Source organism: Microcoleus sp. ARI1-B5, from assembly GCF_036705795.1.
GTDB lineage: Bacteria > Cyanobacteriota > Cyanobacteriia > Cyanobacteriales > Microcoleaceae > Microcoleus.
The window spans coordinates 512131-530857 of sequence record NZ_JAUBVK010000001.1 but is presented as its reverse complement, the minus strand read 5'-3'; the positions used below and the strand labels follow the sequence as shown (position 1 = coordinate 530857).

16 protein-coding genes and 1 tRNA gene are annotated in these 18727 nt (G+C 46.9%); 14 read left to right on the top strand and 3 right to left on the bottom strand.

Going from position 1 to position 18727, the window contains the following annotated elements:
• Nucleotides 1-57 precede the first annotated feature (57 nt).
• Nucleotides 58-852, bottom strand: a complete 795-nt coding sequence (locus QUB63_RS02355; RefSeq protein ID WP_332943163.1) for an MlaE family lipid ABC transporter permease subunit — start codon at nt 850-852, stop codon at nt 58-60.
• A 184-nt stretch (nt 853-1036) separates the two neighbouring features.
• Here QUB63_RS02355 and QUB63_RS02350 point away from each other — a divergent pair, with 184 nt between their 5' ends.
• The 14 genes from QUB63_RS02350 to QUB63_RS02285 all read left to right on the top strand — a co-directional run bounded on the left by QUB63_RS02350 (nt 1037) and on the right by QUB63_RS02285 (nt 17785).
• Complete coding sequence (locus QUB63_RS02350; RefSeq protein WP_332943162.1) at nt 1037-1324, top strand: hypothetical protein; 288 nt, start codon at nt 1037-1039, stop codon at nt 1322-1324.
• A 411-nt stretch (nt 1325-1735) separates the two neighbouring features.
• Nucleotides 1736-2176 carry an Hsp20/alpha crystallin family protein gene (locus tag QUB63_RS02345; RefSeq protein ID WP_332943161.1) on the top strand — a complete coding sequence of 147 codons (441 nt, stop codon included), beginning with the start codon at nt 1736-1738 and terminating at the stop codon, nt 2174-2176.
• 127 nt (nt 2177-2303) lie between these two features.
• Nucleotides 2304-2645, top strand: coding sequence for a hypothetical protein (locus QUB63_RS02340; protein WP_332943160.1), 342 nt, complete (start codon nt 2304-2306; stop codon nt 2643-2645).
• A 1-nt stretch (nt 2646) separates the two neighbouring features.
• Entirely contained in the window at nt 2647-3036 is a 390-nt protein-coding gene (locus QUB63_RS02335) for a hypothetical protein (RefSeq protein ID WP_332943159.1), read from the top strand.
• 8 nt (nt 3037-3044) lie between these two features.
• On the top strand, nt 3045-3413 hold the full coding sequence (locus QUB63_RS02330) for a hypothetical protein (protein WP_332943158.1): 369 nt from the start codon (nt 3045-3047) through the stop codon (nt 3411-3413).
• A 252-nt stretch (nt 3414-3665) separates the two neighbouring features.
• Nucleotides 3666-4067, top strand: a complete 402-nt coding sequence (locus QUB63_RS02325) for a fasciclin domain-containing protein (protein WP_006634220.1) — start codon at nt 3666-3668, stop codon at nt 4065-4067.
• A 204-nt stretch (nt 4068-4271) separates the two neighbouring features.
• On the top strand, nt 4272-9377 hold the full coding sequence (locus tag QUB63_RS02320) for a PAS domain S-box protein (protein WP_332943157.1): 5106 nt from the start codon (nt 4272-4274) through the stop codon (nt 9375-9377).
• Between the two features lie 411 nt (nt 9378-9788).
• Complete coding sequence (locus QUB63_RS02315) at nt 9789-10016, top strand: hypothetical protein (RefSeq protein WP_332943156.1); 228 nt, start codon at nt 9789-9791, stop codon at nt 10014-10016.
• A gap of 219 nt (nt 10017-10235) precedes the next feature.
• Nucleotides 10236-11321, top strand: coding sequence for an amino acid ABC transporter substrate-binding protein (locus tag QUB63_RS02310; RefSeq protein WP_332943155.1), 1086 nt, complete (start codon nt 10236-10238; stop codon nt 11319-11321).
• A 123-nt stretch (nt 11322-11444) separates the two neighbouring features.
• Nucleotides 11445-12632 carry an amino acid ABC transporter permease gene (locus tag QUB63_RS02305; protein WP_332943154.1) on the top strand — a complete coding sequence of 396 codons (1188 nt, stop codon included), beginning with the start codon at nt 11445-11447 and terminating at the stop codon, nt 12630-12632.
• 350 nt (nt 12633-12982) lie between these two features.
• The gene (locus QUB63_RS02300) at nt 12983-14179 is read left to right on the top strand and encodes an amino acid ABC transporter permease (RefSeq protein ID WP_332943153.1); all 1197 of its coding nucleotides are present in this window, start codon (nt 12983-12985) and stop codon (nt 14177-14179) included.
• Between the two features lie 163 nt (nt 14180-14342).
• Nucleotides 14343-15095: an amino acid ABC transporter ATP-binding protein gene (locus QUB63_RS02295; protein ID WP_332943152.1), complete on the top strand. Its 753-nt coding sequence runs from the start codon at nt 14343-14345 to the stop codon at nt 15093-15095.
• Nucleotides 15096-15443: 348 nt separating this feature from the next.
• The gene (gene uvrC / locus QUB63_RS02290; RefSeq protein WP_332943151.1) at nt 15444-17561 is read left to right on the top strand and encodes an excinuclease ABC subunit UvrC; all 2118 of its coding nucleotides are present in this window, start codon (nt 15444-15446) and stop codon (nt 17559-17561) included.
• 153 nt (nt 17562-17714) lie between these two features.
• Nucleotides 17715-17785: transfer RNA gene (locus tag QUB63_RS02285), tRNA-Gly, on the top strand.
• Nucleotides 17786-17990: 205 nt separating this feature from the next.
• Here the strand turns inward: QUB63_RS02285 and QUB63_RS02280 are convergent.
• Together QUB63_RS02280 and QUB63_RS02275 are read right to left on the bottom strand one after the other, a co-directional pair.
• A complete protein-coding gene (locus QUB63_RS02280) occupies nt 17991-18275 on the bottom strand; it encodes a flagellar alpha dynein (RefSeq protein ID WP_332943150.1) in 285 nt (94 codons plus the stop codon).
• A 32-nt stretch (nt 18276-18307) separates the two neighbouring features.
• Nucleotides 18308-18640, bottom strand: coding sequence for a hypothetical protein (locus QUB63_RS02275; protein WP_332943149.1), 333 nt, complete (start codon nt 18638-18640; stop codon nt 18308-18310).
• Nucleotides 18641-18727: the final 87 nt, after the last annotated feature.

Sequence of the window (18727 nt, the reverse complement as noted above, 5' to 3'; positions counted from 1 at the left end):
AAATCAGGGGTAGTTAAAGGAATATTGCCCATTATTCATATTTTACTGTTTCCTAGCTTATAGCCCTTTGAGTACGCTAGATCCCGTGCCCTGGAACATCAGCCAAGTCAAGAAAAAGTTAACAATAAAAATAGCCAGCAAAGCCGTCACCACCGCCGTGGTAGTGGATTCGCCGACGCCTTTTGCCCCGCCGGTGGTGGTCAAACCCCAGCTAGTACCGATGACAGCAATCAAACCACCGAACGCAAAAGCCTTAATAGCAGCGCTGCAAATGTCCCACAGAGTCAGGAAATGGCGGACTGATTCTAAAAACACGTTTTGAGAGATGCCGTACATTGTCGTCGCAATCAGCAGTCCGCCGGCGATGCCCGTGACGAGGGATAATATTGTCAGAATTGGCAGCATCAAGCAGCAAGCTAGGACGCGGGGAATTACTAAATAGTCGATCGGGTCTGTTCTGAGCATCAGCAAGGCATCTATCTGCTCTGTTACCTGCATCGTGCCGATTTCCGCCGCAAAAGCCGAACCTACCCTTCCCGTCACGATGACGGCTGTTAAGACAGGGCCGAGTTCGCGAGTCAAAGACAAAGCCAAAACGCCGCCGACGACATTGCCGGCACCGAGGTTAATAAACTCCCTCGCTACCTGAACCGTAAATACCATGCCGACAAAACCCGCAGTCAGCAAAGCAATCAGCAGCGATTCCGGGCCGACTGCTGCCATTTGATCGAGGGTGTTGCGGCGGTTAATTTTGCGAGTTAGCAAGTGCAGCATGACTTGGCCGCCCAATAAAATTGCTGCGAACAAGCGCTGACTCCACAAACTGAGGCTCGATGGTGTAGTTGTACTCAAGGGATTTTGACTGTAGAACAACTGCCAAAATGAAATCTCTCTACAAATCTTAAACAAGTTTCTTCTCTAAGGTTTAAGATTTCTGACATAACAGGCCGCTGAGGGCGATCGCTGCCTATCGTAGAAAAGGACAAGTTTTGTTTGCTTGCACCTTTCGGCAGTTTAGCTGAATTTACTGACTATTATGAGCATCTTTCCTAATTTTCTGCGCTCTGTACTGCTGACGGGCCTATTGAGCTTTGTCGCTCCCTTATTGTTAATCTGCGCGGGATTGACTAGCTTTTCGCTGATCGGCCTCGTGCCTGCTCTCCAAGGATTCGGTCGTTCTGGAGAAGACCTGATTTTGCAGTTCCTAGCTACTTTCGGCAGCGGCTGTCCCCTCCAGGGATTTTTGGTAATTGGTCTAGCTTTTGGTTTGGTGGGTGCTTTGTTTGATACCTACGCTGCTTATCAGCATTCCCGGTGGGGTTAATTGTGTTTAGCTTTGAGATGTGGGATTTGAGATTTTAGGTCGGTAATTCTCGATCGCATCTAAAATCTCAAATTGTTGGGTTGCGGTGCGCTTGAATCGCGCCCCCTGCTGCGAAAAATTCGATCTCGAAGTTCCTCCTCCTTTGATTCATCAGTGGAGTCAATTGTAAAATCGTTCGACGCTTCTCTAAGCAAGCATGACCGCGCTAGCACTGAGGCCCAAGTCTAAAATCTAAAATCTCAAATCTAAAATCGGCTGGCTCAGCATTACCGATCGCCCATGTTCGGAAATACGATCGCCCTTTTTGCGGAAAACCGAATCCGCCAGTTTCGGGAGCTGGAATATATTAAATACAAGTTGAGTCAAGTGTTTCTCAACCCCTAAAAACTTCAGATAGTCGAGGTATTAGTTATGGCACTTATTCGTTGGGAACCTTTGCGGGAAATGGACTCCTTGCAGCGAGAAATGAATCGGTTGTTTGATAGCTTGACACCGGCCACCGATCGCGCATCTAACGGTGTTGCTTTTGTCCCCCCCGCCGAACTCGATGAAACTCCCGAAGCCATTCACCTTAAGTTAGAAATTCCGGGCATGGAAGCTAAGGATTTGGACGTACAAGTAACCGCAGAAGCTGTTGCTATCAGTGGCGAACGCCGTCACGAAACTAAGAGTGAAGAGAAAGGCATGACTCGTTCTGAGTTCCGTTACGGTTCCTTCCGCCGGGTGATTCCCCTACCCGCTCGCATTCAAAATGACAGCGTACAAGCTGAGTACAAAAATGGGGTTTTAAACCTGACTTTGCCTAAAGCGGAAGCGGAAAAGAACCGCGTAGTGAAAGTTGAACTGGGCTAATCAATAATTGTCGGCTAATTGCTGATAGGGCGTGCGGTGCGCGCCCTATTTGCTTTGGCGGGTCGCGCGGCAGATTCTCCAACCGTGCTAAACTAAAATCAGCAATGGTTGGTGAGGAAACTTGGCAATGCCGAGTCAGGGAGTGGGAGGAAATGGAACTGCATCTGAGTTTGGAGACTTAACCGGGATGACTCGCGAACAAGTCGATGACTTTTTGCGCGGATTGGGTGCAGAAATCAGAACTACTAAAGGTGGTTATCTTGAATACGAATTTGCCGATCGTTCGCGAGTCAATATTCGTACTGATGGTGAAGTTATACGAACCCCAGCGCCTAGATACGGTTCAGATGGCAGAAAAATAAACAAAGGTTTGCGTCTTGATAAAGACGGCAGCTCGGTCAAAACACGCGATGAGTTTGGCAACCAAATTCTGGGGACACACAATACGGGAGAAAAAGTGAGGGATTAATATGCCGGATGACTACAACTTGCTTAATTTAGGTGAACTGACATCCCTAGTAACCAATGTCAATGTCTCTTTCTGGGGAAATGAAATTGTATTTGAATGTATTTACGATCCTACACGGGATCGATTGCCTTATACTATCGTATTTCATGACTGCCGAGATATCAGTTGGGAGGTTTTCCATCCAGAAGATGTACAAGATCCAGAAGCTGATTTGATTGGCATTCATTTGGGTGAAGACGCGCACCGAAAAGCAGCTTTAATCCATACGGATATTTTTGAAATTTCCATTCTCTACGGCAGTTTCAGTATTCATAAGGGAGAGGATTTAAATTCAAAAATAGGAGAATTAGAAACAGAGGTTTTGGTATCACAAGCGCAACCAGTCTTGTAGAAATTTAAATGAGTGATTGGAAAGACGACTATAACTTGCTTGGCTTGGGTGGATTGACATCTTTAGTCACAAATGTCAAGGTATCTTTGTGGGGAAACGAAGTATTAATCGAATGCGTCTACAATCCTGAAGAAAGATCCCCTTATGTGCTGGCATTTAAAGACTGTCGCGATATCAGGTGGACTGTACGCGATGAAGAGGAAGTCGGCGAACAGGAAGCTGAATTCTTAGGGATTTCTTTGGGCGAATCTGCTCACCGCAAGCCTGCTGTGCTGACTACAGATATTTTTGAGATTTCAATTGTGTATGGGAGTTTTAGTATTCACAAGGAAGAAAACCTAAATCCTCAAATGGCAGATTTAAAAACAGAGGTTTGAGTGTCACCAGCAACCGCAGTCTAGTAGCAAGTTAAAAGTATTGCGCCGTTCAAGCGCAAATCGGTTAGTAAGATTATGTGTAAAACAACCATTATTAGGTTCGATCGTTCGGACTTCAGTCCGCAAAAAAGAGAGGACAGAAGTCCTCACTACGAACCAATTATCAATTTTTTAACAAATACAGTAGGTATTGTTGCCCGCATCAGTTTAGGATACTTAATAGAACTTTTTTGCCAAATGAGGTAAGACAAAATGCCTGATATTGTTGATATTGCCGTAGGTGCGGGTTCGTTCCAAACCCTGGTAACGGCCGTGCAAGTAGCTAATTTAGTAGATGCGCTCAAAAGTCCGGGCCCTTTCACTGTCTTTGCACCTACAGACGATGCTTTTGCGAAATTGCCGCCCGGAACTATCACCACCCTAGTGCAGAATGTTCCCCAACTGACCAGGATTTTGATGTTTCACGTCGTCTCCGGCAAGTTTATGAAGGCTGATTTGGCAAAACTCGGTTTTGTTACTTCCTTGGAAGGTTCGCCGATTAAAATTGATTGTTCTGATGGTTTTGAGGTGAAAAATGCTACTGTTGTCGCGGCTGATATCGAAGCTGACAACGGCGTCATCCACGTGATCGATAACGTGATTTTAATGGGATAGTTTCGCCTTTAAACCTCGCTGCGGGAGCGAAGCAGGTGCCTTGCGGTGCCGCGCGAGCTCCCGATCGCACCACTCTTTTTTAGCGATTGAAGGTAATATAAATATAAAAAAGTTGTCTTTTGGCCCGATGTATTTTAAGATGATTGTTTAAAAAAGTTTGAAAATGAATAATTATAATATAAGCAAACCAGTGTGGTGAGCACTATGCAAATCCTAGCCGCCAGCCTCAAAGCAAAAGTCCGCCAGCGTACCTTGGAACTGCAAGTTCTCAACGAACTTACTGCAAAAGTACAACTCGCCGCTGACGCTGATGAAATTGGGCGTGCGTGTATCGAACACATCGGGCGCCTGATTCCTGCTGAGACGATCGCACTTTTGACTCTACCGGACGATCGCATCTACCTGCAACACTTACAGCCGTTAACTGAACCGGCCAAATCTGAAATTGCAGCCTGCTTGCAAGCCGCTCGCGCTGCATGGCTGGCGGGAAATCGGGATTGGGCGCACAACATCGCCTCGCCACCCATTGCTCAGTTTAAGTCGGTCTTGATGGCACCGGTCAACCCGGATGAAAGTGAAGAATTGTTGGGAGTATTTTTCATCGGTGCAGAGCCGGCAACTGCTTTTAATTTTGAGCACCTTTGTTTGCTCCACACTGTCGCTCAAATCTGTACTAATTCCTTAAAAATCTTAGCAGCTAAAACGACGGAGGTCAAGGGGAAAGCTCAAAAAATTTTTGGTGTCGATTCGGAAAGTAAAGAACTCTTGTTGCGGGCTTTAATGGACGGTGCGCCGGACAGAGTTTTTGCGAAAGATCGAAATTTTAGATACATTTTTGTCAATCAAAGTTTTGCTGCATATTTGGGAAAAAATATTGAGGAAATTATCGGCAAAGATGACATCGAATTAGGGTTTTCAGCAACAGCAGTATTTGGCGATCGCAACAGCCTTCTTAGGGGCATCCGCGAGGACGATCGAGCTGTTCTAGCCGGGGAGATGGTTCGCAATCCCTACCAGGCGAGATCCTTTGCAGGCGGCAAACAGCACGTCTTTGACACGCAAAAACTGCCGCTGCGCGATGCCCAGGGCAATATATTTGGGGTTTTGGGTATTTCTCGCAAGATTGCAGAATACTCCGCAGCAGATGAAGCCACGAATCAAAGCCAAGCCAAACTGCAAAAAATTACTGCTAGCGTACCGGGTACGGTATATCAAGTTGATTTGCATCCAGACGGCTCGATGGCATTCTCGTTTGTCAGCGCAGGCTGTCGAGAATTGTATGAAATAGAACCCGAGGAGGCTCAGGAGGATATTCATGTAATTCTTGACATGATTCATCCCGAAGATCGAGATGATTTTCGGAACTCGGTGAGGCTTGCTGCTGAAAGTTTGCAGCCTTGGCGGTGGGAGGGTAGAATTATTACCCCCTCTGGCAAACTTAAATGGATTCAAGGGGATGCGCAGCCGGAAATGCAAGGATCGGGGGAGATAGTTTACTATGGCTTGTTCACGGATGTTAGCGCCCGGAAACAAGCTGAGTTAAAACTGCAACTTTATCAACAAATATTTTTAAAGTCTAATGATGCGATCGCCATTTTAGACCCGCAAGGCTATTATTTGGAAACAAATCAAGCTCACACGGCTTTGCTGGGTTACAGTGCATCGAAATTGTGGGGAAAAACGCCTGCTGCTCACATGGGAGAACAGACATTTGCGTCAGTGCTGCAAAGCTTGGCCGAAACAGGGAGTTACCGAGGCGAAATGACCTGTGTTATGGCTTTGCAAGGGGGAACAGTTGAGGTGGAGCTTTCGGCTTTTGCGGTTCTGAATGATGCTGGGGATGTAGTTTGTTACGTCAGCGTCAAAAGGGATATCACGGAACGCAAGCGAGCTGAGGAAAGACTCAAACTTTACCGAGAAATATTTCTCAACTCCAATGATGCGATCGTCATTATCGATGCTGATGCGTTTTTCCTCGAACAAAATCGCGCTCACCAATCGCTGCTAGAATACACCGACGCGGAATTAGAAGCAGAAGCGCCGCCGCTGGTTGCGGGGGAACTCTTTTCGGCAATTGCCAAAAGTTTAGCGAAAACGGGAACTTTTCGGGGCGAAATTACTAACTGTACTAAAAAAGGTCGCACGCTGGCGATCGACGTGGCGGCATATTCTGTGATTAACAACAGCGGCGATATAATTTGTCACGTCTGTGTCAAGCGCGATATTACCGAACGCAAAAAAGGAGAAGAAGAACGGCAAAAATTTGTGTCGCTGATTGAAAACAGCAGCGATTTTATCGGTATGGCTACCCTGGAAGGCCAAACGCTGTTTGTTAACGAAGCCGGACGCAAAATGGTCGGTTTAGAGAAGATTTCGGAAGTGCTTTATACGGAAATATGGGATTATATCGGTCAAACTTTTAAACAGGAATTTAGTCAAGAGATTTTGCCAATAATTATCAGTCAGGGCCAGTGGCAAGGAGAAGGTCAAATGCAGCACTTGCGCAGCGGACAACGCATTGATGTGGTGATGAATGCTTTTCTGGTCAAGCACCCCCAAAGCAGCGAACCGCTGTGCTTTGCTGCGGTAATTCGCGATGTCACCGAACGCAAGCAAGCGGAGAGAATGCTGCGGGAACAAGCAGAACGGGAACGGCTGGTTTCGGCGATCGCCCAGCGAGTCCGGCAGTCTCTGAACCTCACTCAAACTCTGAGTACGGCTGTACAAGAAGTGCGGCAGTTGCTGGCAACTGACCGCACGGTAATTTATCGTTTTGATTCCGATGAAACAGCGATTGTTGTTGTGGAATCTGTAGGGGATGATTGGATGCCGCTGCTGGGCAGAAAACTTCAAGAAACATCTTTTGGGGAAAGTTATGTATCGCTGTACCGCGCCGGAATAATTCAAGCAATGGCAGATATTTATACGGCAAATTTGAGCGGGATTCACCGAGATTTCCTTGGTAGTTTGCAGGTAAGGGCTAATTTAGTTGTACCAATTTTTATCGGCGATGAAAGTCAGGAGTTGGCAATAGAAGATTCGCCGTCAACTTTCGGAATTGGGTCGCCGATAGGGAGTTTGGAAACGAGTCAAAATCGGTTGTGGGGATTGCTGGTTGCCCACCAGTGCAGCGGGCCGCGCGCTTGGACTGATTCTGAGGTAGATTTGCTGGGAAGGTTGAGCGTGCAGTTGGCGATCGCCATTCAGCAATCTACTTTGTTTGAACAAGCGCAGCAGGCCCGAGAAGCCGCCCTGGAAGCGTCTCGAATGAAGTCGCTATTTTTAGCAAATATGAGTCACGAAATCCGCACTCCGATGAATGGAGTGATGGGGATGACTGATTTGCTGCTGAAAACAAATCTTACTCCCGAACAGCTAGACTTTGTGCAGACGCTGAAACTCAGCGGCCAAAATTTGCTGTCCATCATTAACGATATTCTCGACCTCTCCAAACTGGAAGCAGGAGAAATGCGCTTGGAAACGATCGAATTTGACCTCAGTATCTGTCTGGATGAAGTGCTGGATTTGTTGGCAACTCCCGCACAAGAAAAAGGTATAGAATTGGTGGCGCTGATTGAGAGCGACGTGCCGCTGCAAATTAGTGGGGATGCCGCGAGGCTGCGGCAAATACTCACTAATTTAATCAACAATGCTATTAAGTTTACGGAAGCAGGAGAAGTAGTAATTGAGGTTTCGACTGGCAGGATTCCAGGAATGTCGGCAGCCAGCGACGACCAGAAAGTTTTAGAGAATATCCAACCGTTAAAACTTGGAAGCAATCGCTCGCTGTTCCTGCTATTTAAAGTCACAGATACAGGAATCGGGATTGCTCCGGAAGACCAAGAAAAGCTGTTTCAATCTTTTACTCAAGTTGATGCTTCTACTACGAGAAAGTACGGTGGCACTGGTTTGGGTCTGGCTATTTCTAAGCAGTTGGTGGAGTTGCTCGGGGGTAAAATAGGTGTGGAAAGTACCCCCGGCAGAGGCTCGACTTTTTGGTTTACTGTGCCGGCCCTCAAGGAAAATTTAACTGCTTCAGGGACAGCGTGCGAAGTGAATTTGCAAACGGCGCTGGCGGGGCGAAAAATGTTAGTTGCTAGCGATAAGCCGACAGTGCGAAAAGTGCTGCGGAGAATGGCTGTTTTGTGGGGAATGGAAGTTGAGGAGGTTGAGAACGGTTGGATGGCGATCGCCTCTCTGTACAAATCTGTCAGTGTTAATTGCCCTTACGATATTGTTTTGGTTGATATTCAGTTGCCGGAAATGGTGGCGGGAAGTCTGGAACGCTTGATTATTGCTGAGCCGGCAATGCAGCAGACAAAGTGGGTGGTGCTCAATTCAATGACTCAGATATCCGAGGCGAAACGTTTGGTAGATATCGGTTTTACCGGCTATTTAACTAAACCTGTGAAAGCTCACCGGCTGTTTGATTGCTTGGTGAATGCGATCGCCCCGGGTGCGGCGGTTGACTCGCGGCTGGCAAATCCAACGGCAAATCGATCCTCAGCTATTGACAACCGGGAGTTAGCGAGCTTAAAGATTTTGTTAGTTGAAGATACTCCGATCAATCAAAAAGTTGGTCTCAATCAGCTCAAAGTTTTGGGATGCGCGGCGGATGTGGCGAATAACGGCGCAGAGGCGCTATCGATGCTGGCTATCAAAAAGTATGACATTGTGCTGATGGACTGTCAGATGCCGGTTTTGGACGGTTACGAAGCTACGCTGGAATTGCGCCGCATGGAAGCGACAGGCGCTGCTGCTGGTTGGAGGGAGCCGGAGCGAAAGACGGTGGTGATTGCGATGACGGCGAATGCTTTGAAGGGCGATCGGGAAAAGTGTCTGGCGGCGGGAATGGACGATTATATTAGCAAGCCTATTTCGATCGAAAAATTAAAATCTGTACTAGAAAATTGGTCGGTACAGTTAAAAATTGAAAGTCCCAAGTTTAAGGGCGAGGAGATCGAAAACTCTATCGAAGATCTCGAATCTGTAGTCGATATGGCACGTTTGCACGAAATTGCGGGCGCTGATTTAGATTTTGAGCGGGAAATTCTGCAAGCTTTTGTGGTGGATACTGGCGGTTATTTAGAAGCGGCTAAAAGTGCGATCGCCTCGGGAGATGTGGAGACACTGGCCCGCCGCGCGCATCAAATTAAAGGTGTCAGCGCTACGGCTGCTGTGCGGTTAATGCCCGAGATGGCTGCTGAGCTTCAAAGGCTGGCCGAATCAAACGATTTGGAGGGGGCCACAAAAATCATCGCTGAATTAGAAATAATTCTGGCGGGGGTTCAAAAGTTGGCGGCTGAGTAAGGGGAGATGGTCCGAGGGGGTGATGGGGTGATGGGGTGATGGGGTGATGGGATGATGGGGATGGGATTGAAATATGCAATTTCAATGCAGTACAGCTTAATTAATTTTCTGGCTTTCCGGGCTTTACATACTATCGCGAACTGCTTCTGGCAACTCCCGCGATCGATCGTATGTAAAGATTCTTAAAAATTTATCAATATATTTATCTCAATGTGACGAGATTGGAAACTCTTATAACATCTTGTGTGTTGTAGCTTTTGACACTATTATATTAAGTTATTGTGGTCAAATATAAAATAATCATTAAGCCGATGACTGTGAGAGTGTTTTTCGTCTATCGGCTTGAAAGACTAAGACCAACCGATCGCCCAGCCCGCCCATTAAGTGCGTATTTACGCTCAAGGAGGTTTTATGACTCCAGTCATGTTACGTCAACTCTGGTCGTTAATTGAGACCACCCAAGCCACTGTGTTAGTTACTTTGGACGATGCCACCCTGGTACAGTGGCTGCTGAAGCAGTTGAAGATGAACTCTGCGCTCAATGGCAAGGAAACAGATTTGTTGAACGAGTACATCGAGTCTCGGCTGTCGCTAATCCGCGATTTAGCTGAGCAGCGCCTAGCACCAGAGCGGTTCTGAATGGATTAAATGAAAATTGGACGCTCAATATCGCAGGAAAGGTCGATCGCTCGTCACGGGCAAAAAACAATAGGCGGTGAACCGATAATACACTTGTCAGGGTGCAGCACCGGGTTGAGAATAGTTAATTTGAAGCCACAGGGTGTTCTAGATTGCCGATCGCAACAGTTCTCGACAGCTACAAGTTACGATCGTTGAGAAAGCGTTCTACTAAAATGTATGCGTAAATGGGGATGGATGTTGCTGGCAAGTGTGTTGTTTGTGACACCGCTGGCATCTTGTAGGGATCGATCGGCACAAGTGGGCCAAACACCAGCCACAAATACTACAGAAGGCAAATCGCAACAAGGCCCGAGCCGCATAGATACAATTGTCAGCCGCGGCAAACTGATTTGCGGCGTCAGCGGGGAACTGCCGGGTTTTAGCTTTGTAGACGAAAAAGGCAAATACTCCGGGCTCGATGTAGATGTGTGCAGGGCTGTGGCGGCGGCAATATTTGACGATCCCGAAAAAGTCGAGTACCGAAAGCTCAACGCCAAAGATAGATTTACAGTTTTGCAGGCCGGAGAAATCGACATTCTCAGCCGAAATACTACCTACACGGCAAGCCGCGACAGCACAACGGGACTGGAATTTGCCCCGGTGATCTTTTATGACTCTCAAAGCATCATGGTCAAAAAAGACAGCGGCATCAAAAGTTTAAAAGATTTTGCGGGCAAATCGATCTGCGTGCAGACAGGTACGAGCACCGAACAAAATTTGTCCGACCAAATGCGAAAATTAGGAGTTAAATACACTCCTGTGGTATTTGAAGATGTGAATGCTACCTTTGCGACGTATCAAGAAGGTCGCTGTCAAGGTGTTACTGCCGATCGATCGCAACTCGTGTCGAAGCGCACAACTCTGCCGACTCCCGAGAATAATGTTGTTTTGCCGATCGTAATGTCAAAAGAACCGCTAGCCCCAGCGGTGAAAAGCGGCGATCCTAAATGGTCGGATGCGGTGAGATGGATCGTTTTTGCGGCGATTGAAGCTGAAGATTTGGGAATTAATTCTGGCAATGTAGACCAAACTGTCGCCAGCACTACAGACCCGAACGTCAAACGTTTGCTAGGAAAAGAAGGAGATTTAGGTAAAGGTTTGGGACTGCCGAACGATTACGCTCTTCGCATTGTTAAGAAAGTGGGAAATTACGGGGAAATGTACGATCGCAACCTCGGCCCGAAAAGTACACTTAAGTTAGACCGAGGTCAAAACAAACTCTGGAAAGATGGCGGTTTGCTGTACTCGCCGCCGTTCCGTTAATTTTTTTTAGTCAGTAGTCATTAGTCAGTAGTCATTAGTCATTAGTTATTGGACTGTTAGCTGTTGACTATTGACTGGTAACTACCAACTACCAACTACCAACTGCCAACTGACTAATAACCAATGATTGAACGACTGCTGATTAAACTGCTGATTAAACTGCTGCGGGACGCTCGCTATTGGAAAATAGTCGTACAGGCGATCGCCGTAATTTTAGTAATAATAGTCATCGCCATTCTCTGGGACAACCTCAGCGCCAATTACGCGCAACTGGGGATTGCATTTGGATTTGACTTTCTCAATTCCCAAGCATCCTTCGACATCGGCGAAAGCGTGATTCCCTACAGTCCAGAAAACAGTTACAGACAAGCTTATTTTGTCGGTTTAATCAACTCGCTGCGGGTAATGGGACTCGGGCTGATTTTCGCAACAATTGCGGGTTTGACTGTAGGAATTGCGCGCCTTTCCGACAATTGGCTGCTGCGAAATTTGGCTGCATTGTATGTAGAAATTCTGCGAAATACGCCGTTATTGCTGCAATTATTTTTCTGGTATTTTGCAGTGTTCATTTCCATGCCCAAACTGGAAGACAACCCACAGTTACGCGGCCCAATTTACTTGACAAATCGCGGTATTGCTGTACCTTGGCCGGCGCCTTTGCCAGGTTTTGAGATTTGGTTGATTTTGCTAACTGTGGGAGTTTTGGCGGCGGCGGGACTGTGGATGTGGCGGGCGCGGGTGATGCTGGAAGAAGCGAAGCCGGGAAGACAGTTGTTTTGGGCGACAGGTGCGATCGGGCTGAGTGCAATCTTGGCTTTCATTATCACCAAAAATCTGCCTTTTCGCCTCGATTTTCCCCGCCTGACACCAGCATTGCAACTCGAAGGAGGATTAAAACTAACTCCAGAATTTGCCGCCCTGGTAACAGGACTCAGCTTGTATACTGGCAGTTACATTGCAGAAATTGTCCGCGCCGGAATTCAGTCAGTATCGCGAGGCCAGTGGGAAGCGGGAAAATCTTTGGGACTGAAGTCTGGAACAATGATGCGGCTGGTAATTTTGCCGCAAGCTTTGCGGGTGATTGTGCCGCCTTTAACCAGTCAGTATCTGAATTTAGCTAAGAATTCGAGTTTAGCGGTGGCGGTGGCTTATCCCGACGTTTACTTTGTGGTGGGCTCTCCGACGTTGAATCAGACCGGTCGTGCGATCGAGGCAATGTTAATTATCATGGTAACATACCTAACAATTAGTTTAATAGTTTCTCTGTTTATGAATTGGTACAATCACACCGTACAACTCAAGGAAAGGTAAACAACAGTTGACAGTTGACAGTTGACTGTTGACAGTGGATAGTTGACAGTTGACAGTTGACTGTTGACTGTTGACTGTTGACTGTTGACTGTTGACTGTTGTCATCTTGCCCGCTCGCGAACGTTATTACTCATCAGTCAAAAGGAGTTTTTTGTGGAATTGACAAACAAGGAAAATTCTTGAATTCAAAACTTTTATTTAATTATTTAATTATGAAGAATGCTCAATGACTAATGCCTTGCGCCTTGTGAAGTAATTGGCCCAAGACTGAAGACTAATGACTAATGACTTATGACTAATGACTAATAACTAAACCTGAATTCTAAAATCTAAAATCTAAAATCTAAAATATGGAAACTCACCCCGTACTGCCGCCCCCAGCCACCGAATCGCCCACCCCTTGGAATTGGGCGCGCAAAAACCTATTCAGTACCTGGTACAACAGCATTCTGACAGTAATTTGCCTGATTGTCGCCTTCCAAACTGTTAAAGGAATTATCGTTTGGGCCACAACAAAAGCTAAATGGCGCGTGTTAGAAGCCAACTTGCCGCTATTTTTCGCGGGCAGATTTCCCAGCGAATCCTACTGGCGGCTGTGGATAGTAGCCGGAATAATTGCTTTGTTGGGCGGTTTAACGTGGGGAAACGTTCAGCGGGAAGAACGTCTTTGGAATCCGCCTACACTGATTTTACTCGGTGCTGCGGTTGTTGGTGCAGTCATTTCGCCGATCGACCTTACCTCTCGCTTCTACCTCTTAGGAATTATTATCGCAGCCACCGCCAGCTATGCCGCCGCCAGACAAATAAACCCAAAAATCATGGGCTGGATACCCGGATTTTGGGCTCTTTCCTTCCCGCTGATTCTGTGGCTAATTAAAGGCGGGTTAGGTTTGACAGAAGTCTCGACAAATGACTGGGGCGGTTTAGTGCTGACGCTATTTTTAGCAATTATTAGCATTGTGCTTTCGTTTCCTCTGGGAGTATTGCTCGCCCTCGGCCGACAAAGTTCTTTACCAGTCGTCAAATTGCTTTCAACATTGTACATTGAAATTGTTCGCGGTTTGCCATTAATTGGCATTTTGTTTTTAGGTCAAGTGATGCTGCAATTATTCTTGCCGCCCGAATATCCCAAATTAGATAGAGTGATTCGGGCGATCGCCGGATTAACATTATTCAGTGCGGCATACTTGGCCGAAAACGTGCGCGGAGGCTTGCAGGCCGTACCGAGGGGACAAATAGAAGCGGCAAGAGCGATCGGGCTAAACACACCCTTACTCACAATTCTGATTGTACTACCTCAAGCACTGCGAACAGTCATTCCGGCGATCGGCGGTCAATTCATCGGATTATTCATGGATACATCCCTGCTCTCCCTATTCGGAATGTTAGAATTAATCGGAATATCCCGCGCCGTTTTAGCAAATCCATCCTACATCGGCAGATACGCCGAAGTTTACATATTTGTCGGCATCATTTATTGGGTATTTTGCTACTCAATGTCCCTCGCCAGCCGCAAAATAGAGCGAAGTCTAGAAAAAAGTAATTAGTCCGCAGTCTGTAGGGGCGGGTTCACCAACAAAATAGAACTCGCAACCCAAATATATATAAACCCGCCCCCTCCCAACCCAAATATATATAAACCCCCCCTCCGCTGAAGTAGTCAACAGTCATCAGGCAATAATTACCCGTCATTATTTAAAGGACAACACTATGCAAGATACACTAACAGTTCCAGAAACAGTAATCGTCGCAGAAAACGTCCACAAATGGTACGGACAATTTCACGTACTGCGAGGCGTCAGCATGAACGTCAACCGGGGTGAAGTCGTAGTCGTGATGGGCCCTTCCGGCTCGGGAAAATCCACGTTTATTCGCACTTTCAACGCTTTAGAGGCATATCAGCAAGGTAAAATCACGATCGACGGAATCGAACTTTCCCACGATTTGCGCAACATCGAGAAAATTCGCCAAGAAGTAGGAATGGTGTTTCAGCAATTTAACCTATTTCCCCACCTATCAGTCTTGCAAAACGTCATGCTAGCGCCCGTATGGGTGCGCCGCTGGCCCAAGAAAAAAGCCGAAGAAGTGGCGATGCAACTGTTAGAAAGAGTGGGAATTTTGTCCCAAGCCCAAAAATATCCCGGACAGTTATCTGGGGGACAGCAGCAGCGAGTTGCTATAGCACGTTCTCTAGCAATGCAGCCTAAAATCATGCTATTTGACGAACCGACATCAGCATTAGACCCGGAGATGGTGCGGGAAGTTTTAGATGTCATGCGAAATTTAGCTAAAACAGGAATTACAATGGTAGTGGTGACTCACGAAGTCGGGTTTGCGCGCGAAGTTGCCGATCGCATTGTGTTGATGGACGGCGGCGTTTTAGTTGAAGAAGCCGGGCCGGAAGAGTTTTTTCAGAACCCGAAGGAAGAACGCACGCGCAAGTTTCTATCTCAGATATTGTAAACTGAACTTACGTCATTATAGGTTTGTAGTGAGGACTTTAGTCCGCATCCAATCAGACATTATAGGTTTGTAGTGAGGACTTTAGTCCGCATCCAATCAGAGGACTAAACTCATCACTAAAAACAGTAATATGTTCGTAATGAGGACTTCAGTCCGCATCAAATCAGAGGACTAAACTCATCACTAACAACAGTAATATGTTCGTAATGAGGACTTTAGTCCGCATAATATCAGAGGACTAAAGTCCGAACGATCGAACCGTTATCTGCTTGTTATTTGTGAGTCATTCCCTTGACTTGGATAACAGCGTTACAATGGTAGATATAAGTCATAAAATCTCAAATTTATATGCCGTCCACAAAAACGCTGCCGCTGGTTAAAGATGCAGAACGCCTAGAAAGCCGCCTCAAAGAAATTCCGGCAGTTCCTGGTGTATACTTAATGCGAGACGAGAGCGATCGCATCCTTTACATCGGCAAATCAAAAAGACTGCGAAACCGCGTCCGTTCCTACTTCCGCGAAAGCCAAAACCTCAGTCCCCGCATCGCGATGATGGTGCAGCAAGTGCGCGAAATCGAATTCATCGCCACCGACACAGAAGCGGAAGCTTTGGCCTTAGAAGCAAACCTCGTAAAGCAGCACCAACCTTACTTTAATGTCCTCCTCAAGGATGATAAAAAATATCCTTATTTGTGCATAACTTGGTCGGAAGAATACCCGCGCATTTTCATCACCCGCAAACGCCGGGCAGGTAATGCAAAAGACCGCTACTACGGCCCCTACGTGGATACAGGGGCGCTGCGGAGTACGCTGCATTTAATTAAGCGGATTTTCCCCCTGCGGCAGCGCCCTCAACCGCTGTTTAAAGACCGTCCCTGCTTGAACTACGACATCGGCCGCTGCCTCGGCGTTTGTCAGGGGTTAACTTCGCCGGAGGAATACCGAAAAATGATGCAAAAAGTAGCGATGATTTTTCAGGGAAGGACTCAGGAATTGATCGACTTGCTGGAGCCGCAAATGGAACAAGCGGCCGAAGATTTGAACTTTGAAACTGCGGCGCGGATTCGCGATCAAATTAAGGGTTTGCAGTCTTTGAGCGCGGGTCAAAAAGTCTCTTTGCCCGACGATACGGTTTCTAGGGATGCGATCGCACTTGCGGCCGATAGTCAGCACGCTTGCGTTCAATTGTTCCAAATTCGTGCCGGTCAATTAGTCGGCAGATTGGGATTCATGGCGGAGATACCCCCCCAACCCTCCCTTACCAAGGGGGGGCAAGAATTATCTCAATCTTTGCAAAATGGGGAGCAAGAATTATCTAAATCTTTGCAAAATGGGGAGCAAGAATTATCTCAACTTTCTCTTTCCTCCCCCCCTTGGCAAGGGGAGGAACGAGGGGGGGTAGAGGCCGGAGCGATTTTGCAGCGGGTTTTGGAGGAACACTATCAAAATGTCGAATCCGTAGAAATTCCCAGCGAAATTTTAGTGCAGTACGAATTGCCCGAAGGGGAAATATTAGCAGATTGGTTGAGCAACCGCAAGGGGCGAAAAGTTACAATTTTGACGCCGCAGCGGCAAACTAAGGCTGAGTTGATTGAGATGGTGGAACGCAACGCTGAGTATGAATTGGCGAGAATGCAAAGATTGAGCGATCGCAATTCTCAAGCAATGGAAGATTTAGCCGAAATTCTAGATTTGCCAGAAGTTCCGCACCGCATAGAAGGTTACGATATTTCTCACATTCAAGGTTCGGACGCGGTAGCTTCCCGCGTCGTATTTATCGACGGTTTGCCGGCGAATCAACACTACCGCCACTACAAAATCAAGAATCCTGAAATTAAATCGGGTCATTCTGATGATTTTGCTAGTTTAGCAGAAGTTATTGGTCGCAGATTCCGAGACAAGAAGGAAGAAGCAAGTTCGGAAACGGATTTTGTAGCGGATTTAACGGATAAAAGAAAGGAAGATGAATTGAGTAATTTAGGAGAACCGGAAGAAATCAGTAGTTTTTCTTCTGTTTCTCATACTATTTCTGACAAACCGGACTTGATTATGATAGATGGCGGCAAAGGTCAACTGTCAGCAGTTGTGGCTGTTTTGCGGGAGATGAATTTGCTAGATGAGTTGCGCGTTGTCAGTTTGGCGAAGCAGCGAGAGGAGATATTTTTGCCGGGGGAATCTTTGCCGCTGCCAACTAATTCTGAGCAACCGGGCGTACAATTATTGCGGCGGGTGCGGGATGAGGCGCACAGGTTTGCTGTGAGTTTTCACCGGGATCGAAGAAGCGAGAGAATGAAGCGATCGCGCTTAGATGAAATTCCCGGATTGGGACACCACCGACAAAAACAATTGTTAGCACATTTTCGGTCGATCGACTACCTGCGTTTAGCGACTCCCGAACAGTTGGCTGAAGTTTCTGGGATTGGCCCGCGTCTGGCGCAGCAAATCTACGATTATTTTCATCCGTAAAGCCTTACCCAGCGTCGGAGAGGGGGATTTTTGGGGTCAAATCGGGCGATCGGGCCCCAAGTCCCGATTCCGCCACTTTCAGGGAGATATTGAGAAATTTTGCACAGGCCTATTGCAATTTCCAGAAGCTTGTGGTATGTTTATGTTCTGTGTGCGGGCATAGTTTAGTGGTAAAACTTTAGCCTTCCAAGCTAACTATGCGGGTTCGATTCCCGCTGCCCGCTTTCAGAGATATGAACCTCAAATCAACGAGAAATCAAGGGTTTGAGGCTTTTTATTGGCGAAAATACGGCTGAATCAAAAGTTGGGTTGACTAGAATTGGATACAAATTGGATACAAATTGACTACTGATTGCCCTTGTTGACCCTAAATTGGATACAAATTGGATACAAAGTTGTATCCAATTTTGAGACGCCCTAGATTTGTGATCAGTCCAAGTTATCCACGTCTCCCAGTATTTCCAGCACAGTTTGCATATCTGCCAAGTTAGCCCTCGACTTTTTACGCCGTGCCTTGACTTGGTTGAGTAAGTCGGCCGGCTCTGGGAATTCTGCCACGGTCTGCGCTGAGTTTTTATTTGCCTCGCGATCGCGTCGCACTTCCTTGAGTTCTTGCTCCAGCATCTGAACCTTCAGTACCAAATCGCCATTGCGCTCGTGTAACTGATTGAGTTCTGCATCCCATTCTGCAAGTTGCTTGTTGGCCGCTTTCAATTCCTGCCTGAGCGATTCATCGTTGCCATCACTCAGGCACTCAATTTTCCCAGCCGTTCCTCAATGGCGGCCATACGCTCCATCACGGGGTCAAGACTTGAACTTACAGCCTTGTCTACAATGTCTACAATATCTGTAGACACGACGCTATCATTGCTTCGTGTAGACAAAACAGTAGACGGTGTAGACAGTGCGTTGGTGTCGATGGGTGCAGACACTGTAGACAGCGGTGTAGACGTGACTGAGACTTCCTTAAGTATCCGTTGTGCAGCTTGACTTACCGACTCACCATCTAGCCTCTGAGCTTCTATCCAGTTGAGGAAGTGACCGGATGCTCTGAACGATACGACTTGACTTTGACTCATTGTAGACACCTGTAAACAAGATTTGTCTACAATAACTCATTTTGTCTACAGTGTCAACAAACTGTCTACGGAATTTGTAGACATGAA

Coding starts and splice junctions, on each gene's coding strand:
- QUB63_RS02350 (WP_332943162.1), top strand. CDS start 1,037: ATGAGCATCTTTCCTAATTTTCTGCGCTCTGTACTGCTGACGGGCCTA.
- QUB63_RS02345 (WP_332943161.1), top strand. CDS start 1,736: ATGGCACTTATTCGTTGGGAACCTTTGCGGGAAATGGACTCCTTGCAG.
- QUB63_RS02340 (WP_332943160.1), top strand. CDS start 2,304: ATGCCGAGTCAGGGAGTGGGAGGAAATGGAACTGCATCTGAGTTTGGA.
- QUB63_RS02335 (WP_332943159.1), top strand. CDS start 2,647: ATGCCGGATGACTACAACTTGCTTAATTTAGGTGAACTGACATCCCTA.
- QUB63_RS02330 (WP_332943158.1), top strand. CDS start 3,045: ATGAGTGATTGGAAAGACGACTATAACTTGCTTGGCTTGGGTGGATTG.
- QUB63_RS02325 (WP_006634220.1), top strand. CDS start 3,666: ATGCCTGATATTGTTGATATTGCCGTAGGTGCGGGTTCGTTCCAAACC.
- QUB63_RS02320 (WP_332943157.1), top strand. CDS start 4,272: ATGCAAATCCTAGCCGCCAGCCTCAAAGCAAAAGTCCGCCAGCGTACC.
- QUB63_RS02315 (WP_332943156.1), top strand. CDS start 9,789: ATGACTCCAGTCATGTTACGTCAACTCTGGTCGTTAATTGAGACCACC.
- QUB63_RS02310 (WP_332943155.1), top strand. CDS start 10,236: ATGCGTAAATGGGGATGGATGTTGCTGGCAAGTGTGTTGTTTGTGACA.
- QUB63_RS02305 (WP_332943154.1), top strand. CDS start 11,445: ATGATTGAACGACTGCTGATTAAACTGCTGATTAAACTGCTGCGGGAC.
- QUB63_RS02300 (WP_332943153.1), top strand. CDS start 12,983: ATGGAAACTCACCCCGTACTGCCGCCCCCAGCCACCGAATCGCCCACC.
- QUB63_RS02295 (WP_332943152.1), top strand. CDS start 14,343: ATGCAAGATACACTAACAGTTCCAGAAACAGTAATCGTCGCAGAAAAC.
- uvrC (WP_332943151.1), top strand. CDS start 15,444: ATGCCGTCCACAAAAACGCTGCCGCTGGTTAAAGATGCAGAACGCCTA.
- QUB63_RS02275 (WP_332943149.1), bottom strand. CDS start 18,640: ATGAGTCAAAGTCAAGTCGTATCGTTCAGAGCATCCGGTCACTTCCTC.